This window comes from Pseudoflavonifractor hominis (assembly GCF_014288125.1).
Taxonomy (GTDB): Bacteria; Bacillota; Clostridia; order Oscillospirales; family Oscillospiraceae; genus Pseudoflavonifractor_A; species Pseudoflavonifractor_A gallinarum.
In genome coordinates this window covers 335,107-354,447 of the sequence record NZ_JACOPR010000003.1, presented here as the reverse complement: position 1 = coordinate 354,447, position 19,341 = coordinate 335,107, and the positions used below count along the sequence as shown (strand labels likewise).

Annotated in this window: 16 protein-coding genes; 11 read left to right on the top strand and 5 right to left on the bottom strand. The window is 63.3% G+C overall.

Annotated elements, in window-relative coordinates; genetic code table 11:
- Positions 1–22: 22 nt before the first annotated feature.
- Both H8S34_RS06950 and H8S34_RS06945 read left to right on the top strand, forming a co-directional pair.
- Positions 23–619, top strand: a complete 597-nt coding sequence (locus H8S34_RS06950) for a chromate transporter (protein ID WP_101691810.1) — start codon at positions 23–25, stop codon at positions 617–619.
- Positions 616–1,185: a chromate transporter gene (locus H8S34_RS06945; RefSeq protein ID WP_101691811.1), complete on the top strand. Its 570-nt coding sequence runs from the start codon at positions 616–618 to the stop codon at positions 1,183–1,185. The genes H8S34_RS06950 and H8S34_RS06945 overlap by 4 nt, the downstream gene beginning before the upstream one ends.
- A gap of 56 nt (positions 1,186–1,241) precedes the next feature.
- On the opposite strand, the gene H8S34_RS06940 is transcribed toward H8S34_RS06945, so the two are convergent.
- The 3 genes from H8S34_RS06940 to proB all read right to left on the bottom strand — a co-directional run bounded on the left by H8S34_RS06940 (position 1,242) and on the right by proB (position 3,865).
- On the bottom strand, positions 1,242–1,634 hold the full coding sequence (locus tag H8S34_RS06940) for a hypothetical protein (RefSeq protein WP_101691812.1): 393 nt from the start codon (positions 1,632–1,634) through the stop codon (positions 1,242–1,244).
- Positions 1,635–1,738: 104 nt separating this feature from the next.
- Positions 1,739–2,986: a glutamate-5-semialdehyde dehydrogenase gene (locus tag H8S34_RS06935; RefSeq protein ID WP_101691813.1), complete on the bottom strand. Its 1,248-nt coding sequence runs from the start codon at positions 2,984–2,986 to the stop codon at positions 1,739–1,741.
- Between the two features lie 66 nt (positions 2,987–3,052).
- On the bottom strand, positions 3,053–3,865 hold the full coding sequence (gene proB, locus H8S34_RS06930; protein ID WP_101691814.1) for a glutamate 5-kinase: 813 nt from the start codon (positions 3,863–3,865) through the stop codon (positions 3,053–3,055).
- A 242-nt stretch (positions 3,866–4,107) separates the two neighbouring features.
- Here proB and H8S34_RS06925 point away from each other — a divergent pair, with 242 nt between their 5' ends.
- The 8 genes from H8S34_RS06925 (at position 4,108) to H8S34_RS06890 (ending at position 15,354) form a co-directional block, all read left to right on the top strand.
- On the top strand, positions 4,108–4,593 hold the full coding sequence (locus tag H8S34_RS06925; protein WP_101691815.1) for a TrmH family RNA methyltransferase: 486 nt from the start codon (positions 4,108–4,110) through the stop codon (positions 4,591–4,593).
- Between the two features lie 70 nt (positions 4,594–4,663).
- Entirely contained in the window at positions 4,664–5,932 is a 1,269-nt protein-coding gene (locus H8S34_RS06920) for a phosphoglycerate kinase (protein ID WP_186963447.1), read from the top strand.
- Positions 5,933–6,449: 517 nt separating this feature from the next.
- On the top strand, positions 6,450–7,223 hold the full coding sequence (gene tpiA / locus H8S34_RS06915; protein WP_101691817.1) for a triose-phosphate isomerase: 774 nt from the start codon (positions 6,450–6,452) through the stop codon (positions 7,221–7,223).
- Positions 7,224–7,308: 85 nt separating this feature from the next.
- Positions 7,309–8,829, top strand: a complete 1,521-nt coding sequence (gene gpmI / locus H8S34_RS06910) for a 2,3-bisphosphoglycerate-independent phosphoglycerate mutase (RefSeq protein ID WP_186963445.1) — start codon at positions 7,309–7,311, stop codon at positions 8,827–8,829.
- 307 nt (positions 8,830–9,136) lie between these two features.
- Positions 9,137–10,438 carry a phosphopyruvate hydratase gene (gene eno / locus H8S34_RS06905; protein ID WP_101691819.1) on the top strand — a complete coding sequence of 434 codons (1,302 nt, stop codon included), beginning with the start codon at positions 9,137–9,139 and terminating at the stop codon, positions 10,436–10,438.
- An 884-nt stretch (positions 10,439–11,322) separates the two neighbouring features.
- Positions 11,323–12,681: a uracil-xanthine permease family protein gene (locus tag H8S34_RS06900; protein WP_186963443.1), complete on the top strand. Its 1,359-nt coding sequence runs from the start codon at positions 11,323–11,325 to the stop codon at positions 12,679–12,681.
- 341 nt (positions 12,682–13,022) lie between these two features.
- Positions 13,023–13,640, top strand: a complete 618-nt coding sequence (gene udk, locus H8S34_RS06895) for a uridine kinase (RefSeq protein ID WP_101691821.1) — start codon at positions 13,023–13,025, stop codon at positions 13,638–13,640.
- A 229-nt stretch (positions 13,641–13,869) separates the two neighbouring features.
- Complete coding sequence (locus tag H8S34_RS06890) at positions 13,870–15,354, top strand: DUF1846 domain-containing protein (RefSeq protein WP_101691822.1); 1,485 nt, start codon at positions 13,870–13,872, stop codon at positions 15,352–15,354.
- A gap of 210 nt (positions 15,355–15,564) precedes the next feature.
- On the opposite strand, the gene H8S34_RS06885 is transcribed toward H8S34_RS06890, so the two are convergent.
- Positions 15,565–16,977, bottom strand: coding sequence for a Sapep family Mn(2+)-dependent dipeptidase (locus H8S34_RS06885; RefSeq protein ID WP_186963441.1), 1,413 nt, complete (start codon positions 16,975–16,977; stop codon positions 15,565–15,567).
- A gap of 24 nt (positions 16,978–17,001) precedes the next feature.
- The gene (locus tag H8S34_RS06880; RefSeq protein ID WP_101691824.1) at positions 17,002–17,667 is read right to left on the bottom strand and encodes a helix-turn-helix transcriptional regulator; all 666 of its coding nucleotides are present in this window, start codon (positions 17,665–17,667) and stop codon (positions 17,002–17,004) included.
- 185 nt (positions 17,668–17,852) lie between these two features.
- Between H8S34_RS06880 and H8S34_RS06875 the strand changes: the two genes are divergently transcribed.
- On the top strand, positions 17,853–19,334 hold the full coding sequence (locus H8S34_RS06875; protein WP_186963439.1) for an MBOAT family O-acyltransferase: 1,482 nt from the start codon (positions 17,853–17,855) through the stop codon (positions 19,332–19,334).
- The last annotated feature ends 7 nt before the right edge of the window (positions 19,335–19,341 follow it).

The following is a 19,341-nucleotide window of genomic DNA, read 5'->3' as shown; positions in this document are numbered from 1 at the left end:
TCACAAGAGAGTGGTGATTCCCATGCATACCTATCTGGATCTGTTCTGGACCTTTGCCAAAATCGGCGTGTGTACCTTTGGCGGCGGCTACGCCATGCTGCCCATCCTCCAGCGGGAGCTGGTGGAGAAGCGGGGGTGGGCCACGGAGGAGCAGCTCTCCGACTACTTCGCCATCGGCCAGTGCACACCCGGCATCATCGCGGTCAACACCGCCACCTTCGTGGGCCACAGCCGGAAGGGCAACGCCGGCGGAGTGGTGGCCACCCTGGGGCTGGTCTTTCCCTGCATCATCATCATCATGCTCATCGCAGCATTCCTTCAGAATTTCGCCCATCTGAGCGTGGTGGTACACGCCTTCAACGGCGTGCGGGCCTGCGTGTGCGCCCTGATCCTCTCCAGCGTGCTCAAGCTGCGCAAGAGCACTGTGGTGGACCGGCCCACCGCCGTCCTCTTCGCGGTGGTGCTGGTGCTGGCGGCGCTGGGCACCTTTGTCACCTTTACCGGGCGCTTCCCCGGGGGAAATGTGATCGACTTCCTGCTCTCCCCCATCGTGCTGGTGGTGGGCGCGGGAACGGCCGGCGTGTGCATCCGTGCGGCGAGAGGAGGGGAGAAGGCATGATCTATCTGCGCCTCTTCTTCGAGTTCTTCCAGACCGGACTCTTCTCGGTGGGCGGAGGCCTCGCCACCATCCCCTTCCTCACCGACATGGGGGCCCGGACCGGGTGGTTCACCTCCGGAGAGCTGGCCGACATGATCGCCATCTCCGAGTCCACCCCCGGGGCCATGGGGGTCAACATGGCCACCTATGTGGGCTTCCACATGGGGGGCATCCCGGGGGGCGTGATCGCCACCCTGGGACTGATCTGCCCCTCCATCCTGGTGATCCTCATCATTGCCCGGTTCCTCAGGCGCTTCCGGCAGAGCCGGGGGGTGGACGCGGTCTTTTACGGCCTGCGTCCGGCCTCTACCGCCCTCATCGCCGCGGCCCTGCTGGAGGTGTGCTCCATCGCGCTGGTGGACCTCTCCGCCCTGTTTGGGGGCGCGGTGGGGAGCGCCTTCCACTGGAAGGCCATCGTGCTGGCCGTGGTGATCTTCCTCTGCATGCGGGAAAAGCACCTCAAGAAGCTCCACCCCATCGTCTTCATCGCCGCCTCGGCGGTGGTGGGCGTCCTCTTCCAATTCTAAACGAAACAGCGGGCCGCCGCGGAGGAAACCCTCTGCGGCGGCCCGTTTGTCTCCCCTCAGGGGAGGAGGGAGCTCTCCCCCCGCTCCACATAGTGGGCGTCGGCCCGGAGGACCAGGCGGCGGGGGCCGTCCGGATTCAGGTCCAGCTCGGCGGGGAGAACAAAGCGCACCGCCGGCCCCTCCACCTCCGCCCGGCCGGGGCCCGGCTGAGGCGGGAGAAGAAGGGTCCGCAGGCCCCTGGGAAAGGGATTTCCCGCTCCGTCCAGCTCCTCCAGCGCGATGGCGGCCGCCACCTGGCGGTCGGGCAGCACGCCGGAGAGGTGAAGGGTGACCGAGAGCACCCGGCCCCCGTCCCCGGGGGAGAAGGGGGGCAGGTCGCAGCCCACCGCGTCGCTTCCCTCCAGCTGGAGGGGAAGGGTCACACTCGCCTGGGAAAAAGTGGCGTCCATTTGCCGCACCTCGCATTCCAGTCATTCATACGGCAGTCTCTGCGCGTATGTACCGTCCGCGAAAAAGAGGAGCGCCCGCAGGGTGCGGACGCTCCATTCTATGCTCACCGGGTCTGACCGGTGCCGTAGATGACGTATTTGGAGGAGGTGAGCTCCTCCAGGCCCATGGGGCCACGGGCGTGCATCTTCTGGGTGGAGATGCCGATCTCAGCCCCCAGGCCGAACTCCCCGCCGTCGGTGAAGCGGGTGGAGGCGTTGACATAGACCGCCGCCGCGTCCACCTCGTCCAGGAAGCGCTGGGCGGTGAAATAGTTGTTGGTGACAATGGCCTCGGAGTGGCCGGTGCCGTGGGCGGCGATGAAGTCCATGGCCTCCTCCACGCCGGAGACCACCTTGCAGGCCAGAATGTAGTCGCCGAACTCCGTGTCCCAGTCCTCGGCGACCGCGGGGCGCACCCAGTCCCCCAGGATGGCACGGGTCTCGTCACAGCCCCGCACCTCCACCTGCTTGGTCCGCAGCAGCTCCCACGCCATGGGGAGGAAGTCGGCGGCCACCGACCGGTCCACCAGCACGCACTCGGCGGCGTTGCACACCGAGGGGCGGGAGCACTTGGCGTTGAAGAGGATGCGCGCGGCCATGTCCAGGTCGGCCTCCCCGTCCACATAGATGTGACAGACGCCCACGCCGGTCTGGATGACCGGTACCCGGGCGTGCTCCACCACCGAGCGGATGAGCCCCGCGCCGCCGCGGGGGATGAGCACATCCAGATAGCCCGTCAGGTTCATGAGCTCCTGGGCGCTCTCCCGGCTGGTGTCATTCACCAGGGCCACGCAGTCCCGGGGAAGCCCGGCCTCCTCCAGAGCGTCCCGCATGACGGCCACCATGGCCGAGCTGGAGTGGAAGGCCTCCTTCCCGCCCCGGAGGATGACCGCGTTGCCCGACTTGAGGCAGAGGGCGGCGGCATCCACCGTGACGTTGGGGCGGGCCTCATAGATGATGCCGATGACCCCCAGAGGCACCCGGCGCTTGCCGATGGTCAGCCCGTTGGGGCGCACGCCCATCTTCACGGTCTGGCCGATGGGATCGGGCAGGGCCTTCACCTGGCGCACCCCATCCACGATGCCGGCCACACGCCCCTCGTCCAGGGCCAGGCGGTCCAGCAGGGCCGGGCGCATCCCGGCGGCCCGTGCGGCCTCCAGATCCCGCTGGTTGGCGGCGAGGATCTCGCCGGAGCGCCGCTCCAGGGCGGCGGCGATGGCCTCGAGGGCGGCGTCCTTCCGGGCGCTCCCCGCCACGGCCAGTACGCGGGCGGCCTGGCGGGCGGCCAGACCCTGTGTCTCCAGAATGGTCATATCACTTCACTCCTTTTTTTGATAAAAACAGATGGCCCCGTACAAACTAGAGCGGGACGGAGGGTTTTAGTCCCGCCGGGGCGCGCAGAACCGGGTGCCGATGTCCTCTCCGGCCACGATGCCGTAGAGATCCTCCATCCGGCTGCCGTTGGCGATGACCATGTCGATGCCGTGGGACATGGCCCGCTGGGCGGCGGTGATCTTGGTGACCATGCCGCCGGTGCCCCACTTGGAGCCCTTGCCCCCGGCCAGGGCCTGGATCTCGGGGGTGATGGCCTCCACCCGGTGGATGAGCTTGGCGTCCGGATTCTGGTGGGGGTCGGAGTCGTACAGTCCGTCGATGTCGGAGAGCAGGATGAGGAGATCCGCCTTACACAGCCCGGCCACGATGGCCGAGAGGGTGTCGTTGTCGCCCAGCACCTTGGCGTGTCCGGTCTCGATCTCGGCCGAGGAGACCGAGTCGTTCTCGTTCACGATGGGGATGCACCCCAGCTCCAGCAGGGCGGAGAAGGTGCTGGAGAGGTGGGCGGCCCGGATCGGGTCCTCCACATCGTCTCCGGTGAGGAGGATCTGGGCCACGTTCTGGTTATACTCCCCGAAAAATTTGTCGTAGAGGTGCATCATCTCGCACTGGCCGATGGCGGCGGCGGCCTGCTTCATGCGAAGCTCGGCGGGCCGCTCTTTCAGGCCCAGCTTTCCAGTGCCGATGCCGATGGCGCCGGAGGAGACCAGGATGATCTCATGCCCCATCCCCTTCAGGTCGGACAGGGTGCGGGAGAGGCGCTCCATACTGTACAGGTTCAGGCTTCCGGTGGAGCGGGTGAGGGTGGAAGTGCCAACCTTGACCACCACGCGCCGGGTTTGATGTTGTTCGTCCAAAGAGAGTCACGCTCCTCGATGAGATACTGCCCCCGAAAGGCAGTGAAGGGTAAGGCAAGTATAGCACAAAAGTACCATAGGGGAAAGCTAAACTTTCCAGTCGGCGGTTTTTGGCGTACTTTGGGACAAAAGCGCAAATTTAGCCGCCCTTTTCGGAGGTTTTGTTATTGAAATTTACCCGAAAATGGAGTACAATAACCTCCGACAAACGGATGGGAAATCCCTGAAAATGAGGTGGTTTTGTGCTCAATCTGGTACTGGTCGAGCCGGAGATCCATATGAACACGGGCAACATCGCCCGCACCTGCGCGGCCACCCGGAGCCGGCTGCATCTCATCAAGCCCCTGGGCTTTGACATCAGTGACAAGGCCGTCAAGCGGGCGGGACTGGACTACTGGCATATGGTGGATCTGCACGTATACGAGAACCTGGACGACTTCTTCCAGCGCACCGGCGCCCAGGACATCTGGCTGGCCACCGCCAAGGCAAGCCGCCCCTATACGGAGGTGCGCTTCCAGCCCGACTGCTATCTGCTCTTCGGCAAGGAGAGCACGGGGCTTCCCCAGGCGCTGCGGGAGCAGTATGCCCAGCGGTGCATCCGCATCCCCATCCGGGAGGGGGCGCGCTGCCTCAACCTGTCCAACTCCGCGGCCATCCTGGCCTTTGAGGCCCTGCGGCAGTGGGGTTTCCCCGGGCTGGAGACAGCGGGGGAGATGGCCAGCGAGTAACGGCGCGGCCCGGGTCGCTTCCCCTTTCGCACAGAGCGTTACCGGTCAACATGAAAGGAGCCAGACACCTATGAATTACAACAAAAAGACTGTGAAGGACATCGACGTCAAGGGCAAGAAGGTCCTTCTCCGCTGTGACTTTAACGTACCTCAGGACAAGACCACCGGCGCCATCACCGACGACAAGCGCATCGTGGCCGCCCTGCCCACCATCCGCTACCTCCTGGAGGAGGGCGCGGCCGTCATCGCCTGCTCCCACCTGGGCAAGCCCAACGCCACCTTCGACTCCTTTGTGAAGAAGCAGACCGAGAAGGGCAAGGACCCCGCCACCCTCACCGAGGAGGCGTGGAAGAAGTCCCTGGCGAAGCTCTCCCTGGCCCCGGTGGCCAAGCGCCTGAGCGAGCTGCTGGGCCGCGAGGTCATCATGGCCTCCGACGTGGTGGGCCCCGACGCCCAGGCCAAGGCCGCCGCCCTTCAGCCCGGCCAGATCCTCCTGCTGGAGAACACCCGCTTCGAGAAGGGTGAGACCAAGAACGACCCCGCCCTGGCCAAGGCCATGGCCTCCATGGCTGAGGTCTATGTGTCCGACGCCTTCGGCGCCGTCCACCGCGCCCACGCCTCCACTGCCGGTGTGGCCGACTATCTGCCCGCCGTCAGCGGCTTCCTGATCCAGAAGGAGCTGGAGATCATCGGCGGCGCCCTGGCCAACCCCAAGCGTCCCCTGGTGGCCATCCTGGGCGGTTCCAAGGTCTCCTCCAAGATCGGCGTCATCAACAACCTGCTGGAGATCGCCGACACCATCATCATCGGCGGCGGCATGACCTACACCTTCCTGAAGGCCCAGGGCGGCTCCGTGGGCAAGTCCCTGCTGGAGGCCGACTGGCTGGATTACTGCAACGACATGATGAAGAAGGCCAAGGACAAGGGCGTCAAGCTCCTCCTGCCCGAGGACACCGTGTGCGCCAAGGAGTTCTCCGCGGAGGCCGAGCCCATCACCGTGGACAGCATGAACATCCCGGACGACTGCATGGGTATGGACATCGGCCCCAAGGCCATCGCCGCCTACGCCGAGGCTGTGAAGGACGCCGGCACCGTCATTTGGAACGGCCCCATGGGCGTCTTTGAGTTCCCCGCCTTTGCCGCCGGCACCAAGGCCGTGGCTGAGGCCCTCAGCAAGAGCAGCGCCATCACCATCATCGGCGGCGGCGACTCCGCGGCCGCTGTGCAGCAGCTGGGCTATGCCGACAAGATGACCCACATCTCCACCGGCGGCGGCGCCAGCCTCGAGTTCATGGAGGGCAAGGAGCTGCCCGGCGTGGCCTGCCTGCTGGATAAGTAAAAACCCCGTGCCGGGCAGCTCCCGGGGGGCCCCATGTGAGCCCAGCGGAGCGGGTCACATGGGGAGAGGAGCCGCAAGGGAGCGGACGGAGTTTTCCGCATAAAGCGGGAAACGGAGGAAGCGGACTTTGCGGCGACGACGCCCGGCGTGGCCTGCCTGCTGGACAAGTAAAAAGTTTCATGCCGGGCGGAGTCACCGTCCCCGGCAGGCGTACCACGCCTGAAAAATAGCCCATCCCGCCCCGGGTTTTACCCGGGAGGGATGCAGGGCGGGATGGTCTGGCCGTCTTCCATGCCCGACCAACCAGATGCTTCGCGGAAAAAACGATGTTTTTGAAAGCAGAAGTGCACTATTTTCGATTTTTCGCTTGACAAGTTTGAAAAATAACGTAAAATAATTGAATTGGGCCGCATGTGTCATCCTGCGCCCCGTTTACCGAGATTTCAGCGGCGTAGTTCTGCAAAAGTCGTTTTGAAACGCCAACGGAAAGAAGCATTTTTGAGGAGGCCAAACAGCCATGAACAGAAGATACCGCAAGACCATCATCGCCGGCAACTGGAAGATGAACAAGACCCTCTCCGAGACCCGCGCTTTTGCCGAAGAGCTCAAGCCCCTGCTGGGCAAGCCCAAGTGGTGCGAGGTGGTGCTGTGTGTTCCCTACGTGAACATCCCCGCCGCCGTCCGCCTGTTCAAGGAGTGCCGTGTGGCCATCGGCGCGGAGAACGTTCACTACGAGTCTCACGGCGCCTACACCGGCGAGGTCTCCGCGGAAATGCTCAAGGAGCTGGGCGTGAAGTATGTCATCATCGGCCACTCCGAGCGCCGCAGCTACTACAATGAGACCGATTTCACCGTCAACAAGAAGGTTCACGCCGCCCTGGAGGCCGGCCTGTACCCCATCGTGTGCGTGGGCGAGAGCCTGGAGCAGCGTGAGCTGGGCGTGACCATGGACCTGATCTCCTATCAGGTGAAGGCCGCGCTGGCCGGCGTGCCCGCCGAGAAGATGCGCCATGTGGTCATCGCCTATGAGCCCCTGTGGGCCATCGGCACCGGCAAGACCGCCACGGCCGAGCAGGCCGGCGAGGTGTGCGAGTCCATCCGCGCCGTCATCCGCAAGCTCTACGGCGCCCGCGTGGCCCGCTCCGTGACCATCCAGTACGGCGGCTCCATGAACGCCAAGAACGCCCACGAGCTGCTGGCTCAGCCCGACGTGGACGGCGGCCTCATCGGCGGCGCTGCCCTGAAGGCCCCCGACTTCGTACAGATCGTCAACGCTGCCAACCAGGAGTAAGCCTGCGGCGGCGGGCGGACCCCTCCTCCAAGGAGGGCCCAGAACGCGCCGCTCTTCTTCATTTTGTCAGAACCGAGGTTTATCTATGAGTAAAACGCCGACTACCCTCATCATTATGGACGGATTTGGCCTGACCGATGTGGAAAAGGGCAACGCCATCACCAACGCCCGCACGCCCAACCTGGACCGGATCTTTGCCTCCTGCCCGGGGTGCAAACTCTCGGCCTCCGGCCTGGACGTGGGCCTGCCCGAGGGGCAGATGGGCAACAGTGAGGTGGGCCACACCAACATCGGTGCGGGCCGGGTGGTCTTCCAGGACCTGCCCCGGATCACCAAAGCCATCCAGGACGGGTCTTTCTTTGAGAACACCGCCTATCTGGAGGCCATGGGGGACTGCAAAGAGCGCAACAGCGCCCTGCACCTCATGGGTCTGCTCTCCGACGGCGGCGTACACAGCCACATCACCCATCTCTTCGCCCTGCTGGAGATGGCCAAGCGCCAGGGCCTGAGCAAGGTCTATATCCACTGCTTCCTGGACGGCCGGGACGTGCCCCCCGCTTCGGGCAAGGGCTATGTGGAGCAGCTGGTGGCCAAGTGCAAGGAGCTGGGCATCGGCCAGGTGGCCACCGTCATGGGCCGGTTCTACGCCATGGACCGGGATAAGCGCTGGGAGCGAGTCCAGCGGGCCTACAACGCCATGGCCAATGGGGACGCCCCCTTCTGCGCCGACCCGGTGGAGGCCGTTCAGAAGTCCTACGATGCCGGGGTGACCGACGAGTTTGTGGAGCCCGTGGTCTGCACCAAGGGCGCCACGGTGAACGAGGGCGACTCCATCATCTTCTTCAACTTCCGCCCCGACCGGGCCCGGGAGATCACCCGCTGCTTCGTGGACAGCGCCTTCGGCGATGTGGAGCGCAAGCGGGGCTTCCTGCCCGTCACCTATGTGTGCACCACCGAGTATGACGCCACCATGCCCAATGTGTCGGTGGCTTTCCCCCACAAGGAGCTCCAGAATATCTTTGGAGAGTATATCAGCAAGCTGGGTCTCACCCAGCTGCGCATCGCCGAGACCGAGAAGTACGCCCATGTGACCTTCTTCTTCAACGGCGGCGCCGAGCAGGTCTTCCCCGGGGAGGACCGGGTGCTCATCGCCTCTCCCAAGGTGGCCACCTATGACCTCAAGCCCGACATGAGCGCCCACGAGGTGGCCGACGAGGCCGTCAAGCGCATCGAGAGCGGCAACTATGACGTCATCATCCTCAACTTCGCCAACTGCGACATGGTGGGCCACACCGGCGTGTACGAGGCCGCTCGCCTGGCCGTGGAAGCGGTGGACGAGTGCGTCAACCAGGTGGTGGAGGCCACCTCCCGGATGGGCGGCGTGACCCTCATCACCGCCGACCACGGCAACGCCGAGCGGATGCTGGACGCCGACGGCTCCACCCCCTATACCGCCCATACCACCAATCTGGTGCCCTTCTATATCGTGGGCGCCGATGTGAAGCTGCGGGACGGCCGCCTGGCCGACATCGCCCCCACCATGCTGGATCTCATGGGCCTGGAAAAGCCCGCTGAGATGGACGGCGAGACTCTGATTGAGAACTAAGGGCGTTTCCAGGCCCACCCCATGCCGGGGCAATTCACTTGTCCCGGCAGATGCAAAGAGACGGGGTCCCCATGCGGCCTGCCGCATGGGGAATCTGGAAAAGCCCGCTGAGATGGACGGCGAGACTCTGATTGAGAACTAAGGACGATTTCCCGCCATATATTCCCGCGTCAGCCCGCCCGGCCGGCCCGCGCCGGCCTCCCTTCGCGCGATGGGACCGGGCAGAGATAGAGAGCCCCTTCCGGGGCGCAGCCGGCACTGCCGGCGGGAGGGATTCCCTCCCACACTAGAAAGGAGTAGATTCCCCATGAAGCAGATCATTGAGATCGTTGACGTCCTGGGCCGTGAGATCCTGGATTCCCGCGGCAATCCCACCGTTGAGGTCGAGGTCTATCTGGACGACGGCACCATGGGCCGCGCCGCGGTGCCTTCGGGCGCTTCCACCGGCGTGCACGAGGCCTGCGAGCTGCGGGACGGCGACAAGGGCCGTTACCTGGGCAAGGGCGTGCTCACCGCGGTCGAGAATGTGAATACCGAGATCGCTGAGGCTCTGATCGGCATGAACGTGCTGGATCAGGTGGCCATCGACAAGGCCCTCATCGACCTGGACGGCACCCCCAACAAGAGCCGCCTGGGCGCCAACGCCATTCTGGGCGCCTCCCTGGCCTGCGCCAAGGCCGCTGCCGAGAGCCTGGGCACCAGCCTGTACAACTATATCGGCGGCACCAACGCCAAGGTCCTGCCCGTGCCCATGATGAACATCCTCAACGGCGGCGCGCACGCCACCAACAACGTGGACATTCAGGAGTTCATGATCATGCCCGTGGGCGCCTGCTGCTGGAAGGAAGCCCTGCGTATGTGCGCTGAGGTCTTCCACACCCTGAAGAGCGTCCTGAAGGAGAACGGCACCCCCGCCGCCGGCGTGGGCGACGAGGGCGGTTATGCCCCCAACCTGAAGAAGGACGAGGACGCCTTCAAGTGCATCGTGGCCGCCATCGAGAAGGCCGGCTACAAGCCCGGCGAGGACTTCATGATCGCCATCGACGCCGCTGTGTCCGACTGGTACAACGCGGAGACCGGCTGCTATGACCTGCCCAAGGCCAAGAAGAGCATGACCAAGCAGCAGATGGTCAACATGTGGAAGAAGTTCGCCGACAACTACCCCATCATCTCCATGGAGGACTGCATGGGCGAGGACGACGTGGAGGGTTGGCAGATGCTGACCAAGGCCCTGGGCGGCCGCGTCCAGCTGGTGGGCGACGACCTGTTCGTCACCAACACCGAGCGCCTGAAGATGGGCCTGGAGAACAAGATCGCCAACTCCATCCTCATCAAGGTCAACCAGATCGGCACCCTGACCGAGACCCTGGACGCCATCCAGATGGCCAACCGGGCCGGCTACACCGCCGTGGTCTCTCACCGCTCCGGCGAGACCGAGGACACCACCATCGCTGACATCGTGGTGGCCACCAACGCCGGCCAGATCAAGACCGGCGCTCCCAGCCGTACCGACCGTGTGGCCAAGTACAACCAGCTGCTTCGCATCGAGGAGGAGCTGGGCGACGTGGCACAGTACCTGGGCAAGGACGCTTTCTTCAACCTGAAGTAAGGTAATAAAGGAACAAGAGGCCGCCGGCAGTTGCCGGCGGCCTCGTTCTATATGTCGCCCAGCTCCGGGGTACCCCGGCCGGGCCCAGCGAAGCGGGCCGGCTGGGGAAGAGGAGACGCAAGGGAGCGGATGGAGGGATGCCCATACCTGGGCGTCCCGAGTGGAGCGGACTTTGCGGCGACGAGGGCGACGTGGCGCAGTACCTGGGCAAGGACGCTTTCTTCAACCTGAAGTAAGACGGAAGCGCGGAGCCGTTGTGAGCAGGGCGGATGGACTGGAGCGAGGGCGAAAAACCAAAAGACTGCGAAGCAGACTTTGTTTTGAACCCGAGACGGAGGGAAGCCGCCCGTCGCGAACAGGCAAAGCGTGACAAAATCAGAGCGCTGAAGTCCCGGAGCAGGCGCACAGGGGACCGCGGAGGCAAAAAAGCAGTTTGGCCTTTGGCCAAAGGTGTTTTTTGCGGAGCGGTTCGCAGTGTGCCGTTGCGGAGGGACGGGAAGCGTGACAAGGAAATAGCAAGAGGCCGCCGGCAAATAGCCGGCGGCCTCGTTCTATATGCGGGGTTTTTCAGGTTCAGCAAGGCACACCGTTTTATTTTTGAGACCTTCTAAAAAGTTTTTTGACATAGAAAAGTGTATCATTATACAGGAATATTTTCATAATTTGCCATTCTGGTCTGGGGAGAGGACAGAACGGGCGGTAAGTGAGAAGCATTTTAGTAGAATCGACAGGCTTTAAAAATTCCTATCAAAAAGTTTTTCTATGAAGTTGACATATTAAACAAAAAGTCATATACTCTTCATAGGAGTTTTGGAGAAGTGTGACGTGCTCCAACCTCCCAAATTGAAAGATGCAGATCACTGCAAGGAGAGGAGACATTTTCTATGTCCACAGGAACGAAAGAGACAAGCCGTTCTCTGTATGTCTTCGACAGCAAACCTCCCATTCGCAAAGCGCTGCCGATTTCACTGCAACACATCATGGCCATGTTCTTGGGAACCGTCACGGTGCCCATCGTCGTGGCCGGCGCGGCCGGAGCGGATCCGGCCACCAAGACCCTGATGATCCAGTACTCCCTGATGATGTCCGCGCTGGCCACCCTGATCCAGGCCTTCCCCCTGGGACCGGTCGGCTCCAAGCTGCCCATCATCTTCTGCGCGGGCTTTACCTGCGTGCCCGTGTTTACCCCCATCGCGACTCAGTACGGCCTGGCGGGCGCCTTCGGTGCACAGATCCTGTGCGCGGTGGTGACCATTCTGCTGGGTTTCTGCGTTGGAAAGCTCCATAAGTTCTTCCCCACCGTGGTGACCGGTACCATCATCCTGGCCATCGGCCTGTCCCTCTATCCCATCGCCCTGAAGTACATGGCCGGCAACGCCAGCTCCCCCAGCTACGGCCAGCTCAATAACTGGATCGTGGCCTTCATCACCCTGGCCGCTGTGCTGATCTTCAACCTGCTGGGCAAGGGTGTGGTCAAGATGGCCTCCATTCTCCTGGGCGCCGTGGTGGGCTACATCGTGGCCGTCTGCATGGGCATGGTGAGCTTTGACGGCGTGATCTCCGCCGGTTGGATCGCCATTCCCAAGCCCTTCTTCTTCGGCGCTCCGGTCTTTGACGTGTCCATGGTGCTCCCCGTGGTCCTGATCACCGTGGTCAACGTGATGCAGTCCGTGGGCGACATGACCGGCACCACCGTGGGCGGCTTTGACCGGGAGCCCACCAGCAAGGAGCTGACCGGCGGCGTGCTGGCCTCCGGCCTTGCAACCCTGCTGGGCGCCGTGTTCGGCGTGCCCGCCGTGTCCTCTTACAGCCAGAACGTGGGCATCGTCTCCATGAACAAGGTGGTCAGCCGCCGGGTCATCACTGTGGCCTCCGTCATCATGCTGGCCCTGGGCGTGGTGCCCAAGTTCAGCGCCCTGGTGTCCACCCTGCCCGCCCCTGTCATCGGCGGCGGCACCCTGATCGTGTTCGGTATGATCACCCTCACCGGCCTCAAGCTGGTGACCAGCGAGCCCCTCACCGCCCGCAACAGCACCATCGTGGGTGTGTCCATCGCCCTGGCCATGGGCCTGTCCACCCTGGAGGGCACTCAGGCTCTGGAGAACTTCCCCAGCCTGGTCCAGACCCTGCTGACCAAGCCCGTGGTGGTGGCCGGCGTCATGTCCTTTTTCCTCAACCTCATCGCTCCCAACAAGACCGTGGAGGAAGAGGCCAAGGAGCGCGCCGAGCTGGACGCCAAGTAATCCATTCTCTGTATCCGGAGCGGCCGGGACCTTTTGGGTCCCGGCCGCTTCAGCGTGTCGAACTGGTTCGACACACTTCTCAAAAATGCAAGCATTTTTTCGAGAAGATACAGCCCGCTGCGTCGCACGCGCAAAGCGCGCACGCTTGCGGCCTGAGCAGTGTTTTTTCCGAGGCACATGTCCTCGGAAAAAACGGATTTAGATCTTTTTTTGCCGCCTGCGGGCGGCAAAACTCTGCCGAGTTTGCTCCCAATGCCGGAAGCTTTCCAAGTGTCCGAGCCTTGCGCCACGGGGCGAAATTTGATATAATCTCGGGGATAAAACGGAACGGAGGAGCAGCTATGGACACCATGATCATCGGCATCGCCGGGGGGACCGGTTCCGGTAAGACCACCCTGACCCGGCGGCTCAAGGAGCGCTTCGGAGGGCACGTGAGCGTGCTCTATCATGACAACTACTACAAACAGCACGACGACATGCCCTTTGAGGAGCGCTGCAAGCTCAACTACGACCACCCGGACGCCTTTGACACCGACCGGATGATCCAGGATATCCAGGCCCTGCGCCGGGGAGAGACCGTCCACTGCCCCACCTATGACTATACCGTTCACAACCGCTCCGCCGAGACGGTGGAGGTGCATCCCACCAAGGTCATCCTCATCGAGGGCATCCTCATCTTCGAGAACAAAGAGCTGCGGGACCTGATGGACATCAAGATCTTTGTGGACACCGATGCGGACGTGCGCATCCTCCGGCGCATCCTGCGGGACGTGAAGGAGCGGGGCCGCTCCCTGGACTCGGTGGTGGAGCAGTATCTGACCACGGTCAAGCCCATGCACGAGCAGTTTGTGGAGCCCTCCAAGCGCTGCGCCGACATCATCGTGCTGGAGGGCGGCCACAACATCGTGGCTCTGGACATGATCATCGAGCGCATCCGCAGCCACGTGGAGCAGGACTGAGCGGGGATCGATCCGCGGTTTTTTGGGCAGAATTTCATCGGATCTACACCCCTGGGGCGCCGGTACACGGGTACCGGCGCCCCGCTGTATGGCGGAACAAGCACCATTGCCCGGAGAGAAGGGAGAAATACGCCGAAATTGGAGGCGCACCCTATACAGGGCGGTATGGGTGTGGTATAATACGCACTTGAATTTGAAAAAATCAGAATAGAGAGGGGAATGTCTGATTATGAACCGGATCGGCTTTGACAACGACAAATACCTGGAGATGCAGTCGGCCCACATCAAGGAGCGGATCTCCCAGTTTGACAACAAGCTCTACCTGGAGTTTGGCGGCAAGCTCTTTGACGACTACCACGCCTCCCGGGTGCTGCCCGGCTTCGCGCCCGACAGTAAAATCCGTATGCTCACCCAGCTCAAGGACAGCGTGGAGGTCATCATCGCCATCTGTGCCTCCGACATTGAGAAGAACAAGGTGCGGGGCGATCTGGGCATCACCTACGACGTGGATGTGCTCCGCCTCATCGACGCCTTCCGTGGACAGGGCCTGTTCGTGGGCAGCGTGGTCATCACCCAGTACGCCGGACAGCCCGCCGCCGACGCCTTCAAGCGCCGGATGGAGCACCTGGGCCTGCGGGTGTACCTGCACTATCCCATCGCCGGCTACCCCCACAACATCCCCCTCATCGTCAGCGACGAGGGCTATGGCAAAAACGAGTATGTGGAGACCACCCGTCCCCTCGCGGTGGTCACCGCCCCCGGCCCGGGCAGCGGCAAAATGGCGGTGTGCCTGTCCCAGCTCTACCATGAGTACAAGCGGGGCGTCAAGGCCGGCTACGCCAAGTTCGAGACCTTCCCCATCTGGAACCTGCCCCTCCAGCACCCGGTGAACCTGGCCTATGAGGCCGCCACTGCCGACCTGGGGGATGTGAACGTCATCGACCCCTTCCACCTCCAGGCCTACGGCAAGACCACCGTCAACTACAACCGGGACGTGGAGATCTTCCCGGTGCTCTCGGCCATGTTTGAGAAGATCATGGGGGAGTGCCCCTACAAGTCCCCCACCGACATGGGCGTGAACATGGCGGGCAACTGCATCTTTGACGACGAGGCCGTCCAGGATGCCGCCCGGCAGGAGATCATCCGCCGCTACTACAACGGCCTGAGCGACCGCCGCCAGGGCAAGGCCGACGATTCCCTGGTGTACAAGCTGGAGCTGCTCATGCAGCAGGCGAAGGCCAGCGCTGCCCAGCGCCCGGTCATCGCCGCCTCCCTCCAGGTGGCCGAGGAGACCGGCAACCCGGCCTTCGCCATCGAGCTGCCCGACGGCCAGGTGGTCACCGGCAAGACCACCGAACTCCTGGGTGCCTGCTCCGCCGCCCTGCTCAACGCCCTCAAGGTGCTGGCCGGCATCGAGCACGAGTACCATCTGATCTCCCCCGAGGCCCTCACCCCCATCCAGACCGTAAAGGTCAAGCACCTTGGCTCCAACAACCCCCGCATCCACAGCGACGAGACCCTCATCGCCCTGGCCATCTCGGCCGCCGCCGACCCGGTGGCCGCCAAGGCCCTGGCCCAGCTCTCCAAGCTGCGGGGCTGCGAGGCACATTCCACCGTGATCCTGTCCCAGGTGGACAACTCTACCTACTCCAAGCTGGGTATGCACCTGACCACCGAGCCCCAGTACGAGACCAACAAGCTCTACCACAGATAAAAAGTTTCTCAAAAATGCACTGCCCCCCATCCGTTCGGATGGGGGGTTATCTTTGGCCAGGAACCCTCCCCCGGGCCTTCTTTCCGCCCCTTTCTTCGCGAAGAAAGGGGCGTTCCCGCCGAACAGGCGCGGCTCCATCGGAACAGACACCTCATGCCCACAAAAAATGTGCCCCATCCCGACAGGACAGGGCACATTTTTCTGATTTGTTTACTTACACAGCTCCACGATGGCGTGGGTAAAGATCTTACAGGCGCACAGGAGCTGCTCCACATTGGCCTGCTCGTCGGGGGCGTGCATCTTGGGATCAAAGCCGGGGAAGACGCAGCCGAAGGCCACACCGCCGGGGATGTCGTGGACATAGGTACCGCCGCCGATGGCCAGGGGCTTGGACTGGGTGTCCCCGGAGAAGGTCTGATAGCTCTCCATCAGGGTGGTCACCAGCTTGGAGTCGGCGGGGACGCAGTGGACGCTGGTCATGTCCGGGTCGGCGGTGACCGCGATGCCGTGGCGCGCCAGGCTTTCCTCACAGGCCTTCTTGCAGTTGTCCTCGTTGGAGGAGACCGGGTAGCGCACGTCGAACTTGGCGGAGAAGCCCTCCCCGTCCAGCTCCATGAGGGCCAGATTCAGGGTGAGGGGGCCGGACTCGGCGTCCTCCTTGGCGATGCCCAGGGCCTTGCCGCGGGTGTCGCCGAAGGGGAAGAGGGTGTGCATGGACCGGAGGGCCTGGGTGCTCTCGCACTCGGCCAGGGGGAGGCGCGCCAGCAGCTCCAGGAGGCCCGAGATGGCGTTGCGCCCGTCATCGGGGGAGGCGGCGTGGGCGTTCTGACCGGCGCAGTGGATGCGCACGGACTCTCCCTCGGCGGTGACGGTGAAGGGGGTGTGGGTGGCAGCGGCCACCGCTCCGGCCGCCTCCTCCACCTGAGCGGGGGTGAGACCGGAGACCACGCACTCGGCCTCGGGGGGCACCACGTTGGTGCGGAAGCCGCCCTTCAGGCCGGTCACCCGGGGCAGAGCGGTCTCCGCAGCCCAGCGCTTGCCGAAGGAGGGGTGGTAGTGGCCCTTCTCGATGTGGATGACCGGGAAGTCGGCGTCGGGGGTGAAGGCGTAGGGGGCGAAGGGGTGCTTGGAGTAGTAGTAGGCGATGTCGCCCGAGCCGCTCTCCTCATCGGTGCCCATGAGCAGGCGCACGTTGGCCGAGAGGGGAAGGCCCAGCTCCCGGATGGCCTTCATGGCCATCAGAGCGCAGACCACGGGGCCCTTGTCGTCGGAGACGCCGCGGCCGTAGAGCATGCCGTCCTTTTCCACACAGGTGTAGGGGTCGGTGGACCAGCCCTTGCCCTCGCCCACCACGTCCAGGTGGCCCAGGATGTGCAGGCGGGTCTCCTTGTCGTTCAGGTCGGCGGTGCCCACCTGGTTCTCATGGTTCTCGGTGTGAAAACCCCACTCGCCGGCCAGCTTCAGGCCCTCGGCCAGAGCGGCGGCGGGGCCGGGGCCGTAGGGCATGCCGGGCTGGGCCTCGCCCCGGACGCTCTTGACCGCCACCAGGCGGGAGATGGCCGCGATGAGGGTCTCACGGGCCTTGGGGTCGTCAAAATAGGCGTGGATCTGTTCCTCGTACATGGTAAATTCCTCCTTGCAGATGGGTCAGAGCTCACCGGGCTCGTCGGCGTTGCCGCCGCCCTGCTCGGCCAGCTCTCCCAGGTATTTGTACACAGTATAGCGGGAGACCTGGAGCCGCTTGGATACGAAGGGCACCGACTTGCGGAAGGAGAAGGCGTTCTTCTGATCCAGCAGGGCGATGACCTTCATGCGGTCCTTTTTGGTCAGGGAAGAGACCGGCTTCCCAACGGCGGCAATGCACTCATCAAAGATGTCGGCCAGGCGGCTGTCCCCGCCCTGCCACATGGCGCTCTGGAGATCGGCCTCGGCATTCATCAGGTCCACCAGGATGCGGTTGGCGTACACCAGGGAGGTGTAGTCAAAGTTGATGCCCAGGGCCAGGTTATAGCCGTCCTTCCCCTCCTGGATGATGTGGAAGGTACTGCTCTTGATCTGCTGGCCCGAGGGGGTGGTGGCGTAGAGGTTGACGAAGTCGGTGGTCAGGGCGGTCATGTCCAGCTCCTTGGCGGTGCCCAGGATGTCCATGGTGGAGCCCACCGTGCGCCCCGACACATGGCCGTTGTAGATGGAGAGGATGGGATGCTTGGGGTCTCCCATATCGTGGACCAGGGTCTCACAGGAAGAGCCGAACATTTCCGCGATGCCTCTTGCGGTCCGGTCGAGAAATTCAAAAGCTTCCGCGCGGGTCATGGCGGAATCACCTCACAAAGCTGAAATCTGGGATAACAATTCATTTTAGCATCTTTCCCATGGGGAGGCAAGGGGGCAGAAGGGGCGGCACCCCAGAAAGGAGATGATTTATGCGGGGAGCTGTGATATAATAAAAAAAATGCGGGTCTTTCGACCCCACCAAGCGCGACTGGAGGAAGGAACCCATGCTTTTCAACTCCCTGGATTTCCTCATCTTTTTCCCCATAGTCACCCTGGCCTACTTCCTGCTGCCCCACCGGGTGCGCTGGGTGTGGCTTCTGGCGGCCAGCTACTATTTCTATATGTGCTGGAACCCCCGGTATGCCCTGCTCATGGCCCTGTCCACCGGCATCACCTTTGTGAGCGGACTGCTCCTCCAGCGGGCGGGGCAGGTGGAGGACGGGGAAAAGCGCCGGCGATTGCGCCGGCTGTGGGTGACCCTGAGCTTTCTCTCCAACCTGGCCATCCTCTTCTTCTTCAAATACTGGGGCTTCTTCTGGGACAATGTGGAGGCACTCTTCGCCCTGGGCGGGATCGGCCTGCACAAGCCGGTCTTTGATGTGATCCTGCCCGTGGGCATCTCCTTCTATACCTTCCAGGCCCTGAGCTACACCATGGACGTGTACCGGGGCGAGGTGGAGGCCGAGAAGAATTTCTTCCGCTACGCCCTCTTTGTCTCCTTCTTCCCCCAGCTGGTGGCCGGACCCATTGAGCGCTCCAAGAACCTGCTCCACCAGGTCCATGAGGAGCACACCTTTGACCCCCTCCGGGCCCGGGACGGGCTCCTCCTCATGCTGTGGGGCCTCTTTGAGAAGATGGTGGTGGCCGACCGGGTCTCCATCGTGGTGGACCAGATCTTTGACCACTACCAGGAGATGCCGGCCTGGGCCATCGTGCTGGGCACCGTGCTCTTCGCCTTCCAGATCTACTGTGACTTCGGGGGGTACTCCAACATTGCCATCGGCGCGGCCAAGGTGATGGGCTTCTCCCTGATGGAGAACTTCCGCCAGCCCTATCTCTCCAAATCCTGCGGGGAGTTCTGGCGGCGGTGGCACATCTCCCTGTCCACCTGGTTCCGGGACTACCTCTACATCCCCCTGGGGGGCAACCGGAAGGGAAAGAGACGCAAGTATTTCAACAACCTGGTCACCTTCCTGGCCTCCGGCCTGTGGCACGGGGCCAGCTGGAACTATGTGGTGTGGGGCGGCCTCAACGGAGTCTACCAGGTAGTGGGGGAGATCCTCCGTCCCGCCCGGGAGCGGCTGTGCGCCGCATTCAAGATCGACCGCTCCGGACGGCTCTGGCAAGTCCTCCGGGTGGGGATCACCTTTGTGCTCATCGACTTTGCCTGGCTCTTCTTCCGGGCGCCCTCCTTCTCCACGGCGGTGGACATGCTCCGCGTCCTTCTGGCGGGCGGTGCCGCGGTGGGCGAGGGCTTCACCCTGGGACTGGAGGGGGCCGAGCTGCGCCTCATGTTCCTCTCCATCCTGGTCCTCATGGCGGTGGACCTGTGCAACAACGCGGGGGTGGAGCTGCGGCGCGGGCTGGTGCGCCTGCCCCTGCCCGTGCGGTGGGTGTGCTACCTGCTGGCGGTGTATGTGATCCTGATCTTCGGCATCTATGGGCCGGGCTTCTCCGCGTCCCAGTTCATCTACTTCCAGTTCTAAGGAGGAG

Excerpts from the sequence above, each read along its gene's own strand:
- H8S34_RS06950 (WP_101691810.1), top strand. The coding sequence starts at position 23 with ATGCATACCTATCTGGATCTGTTCTGGACCTTTGCCAAAATCGGCGTG.
- H8S34_RS06945 (WP_101691811.1), top strand. The coding sequence starts at position 616 with ATGATCTATCTGCGCCTCTTCTTCGAGTTCTTCCAGACCGGACTCTTC.
- H8S34_RS06940 (WP_101691812.1), bottom strand. The coding sequence starts at position 1,634 with ATGGACGCCACTTTTTCCCAGGCGAGTGTGACCCTTCCCCTCCAGCTG.
- H8S34_RS06935 (WP_101691813.1), bottom strand. The coding sequence starts at position 2,986 with ATGACCATTCTGGAGACACAGGGTCTGGCCGCCCGCCAGGCCGCCCGC.
- H8S34_RS06920 (WP_186963447.1), top strand. The coding sequence starts at position 4,664 with ATGAATTACAACAAAAAGACTGTGAAGGACATCGACGTCAAGGGCAAG.
- tpiA (WP_101691817.1), top strand. The coding sequence starts at position 6,450 with ATGAACAGAAGATACCGCAAGACCATCATCGCCGGCAACTGGAAGATG.
- gpmI (WP_186963445.1), top strand. The coding sequence starts at position 7,309 with ATGAGTAAAACGCCGACTACCCTCATCATTATGGACGGATTTGGCCTG.
- eno (WP_101691819.1), top strand. The coding sequence starts at position 9,137 with ATGAAGCAGATCATTGAGATCGTTGACGTCCTGGGCCGTGAGATCCTG.
- H8S34_RS06900 (WP_186963443.1), top strand. The coding sequence starts at position 11,323 with ATGTCCACAGGAACGAAAGAGACAAGCCGTTCTCTGTATGTCTTCGAC.
- udk (WP_101691821.1), top strand. The coding sequence starts at position 13,023 with ATGGACACCATGATCATCGGCATCGCCGGGGGGACCGGTTCCGGTAAG.
- H8S34_RS06890 (WP_101691822.1), top strand. The coding sequence starts at position 13,870 with ATGAACCGGATCGGCTTTGACAACGACAAATACCTGGAGATGCAGTCG.
- H8S34_RS06885 (WP_186963441.1), bottom strand. The coding sequence starts at position 16,977 with ATGTACGAGGAACAGATCCACGCCTATTTTGACGACCCCAAGGCCCGT.
- H8S34_RS06880 (WP_101691824.1), bottom strand. The coding sequence starts at position 17,667 with ATGACCCGCGCGGAAGCTTTTGAATTTCTCGACCGGACCGCAAGAGGC.
- H8S34_RS06875 (WP_186963439.1), top strand. The coding sequence starts at position 17,853 with ATGCTTTTCAACTCCCTGGATTTCCTCATCTTTTTCCCCATAGTCACC.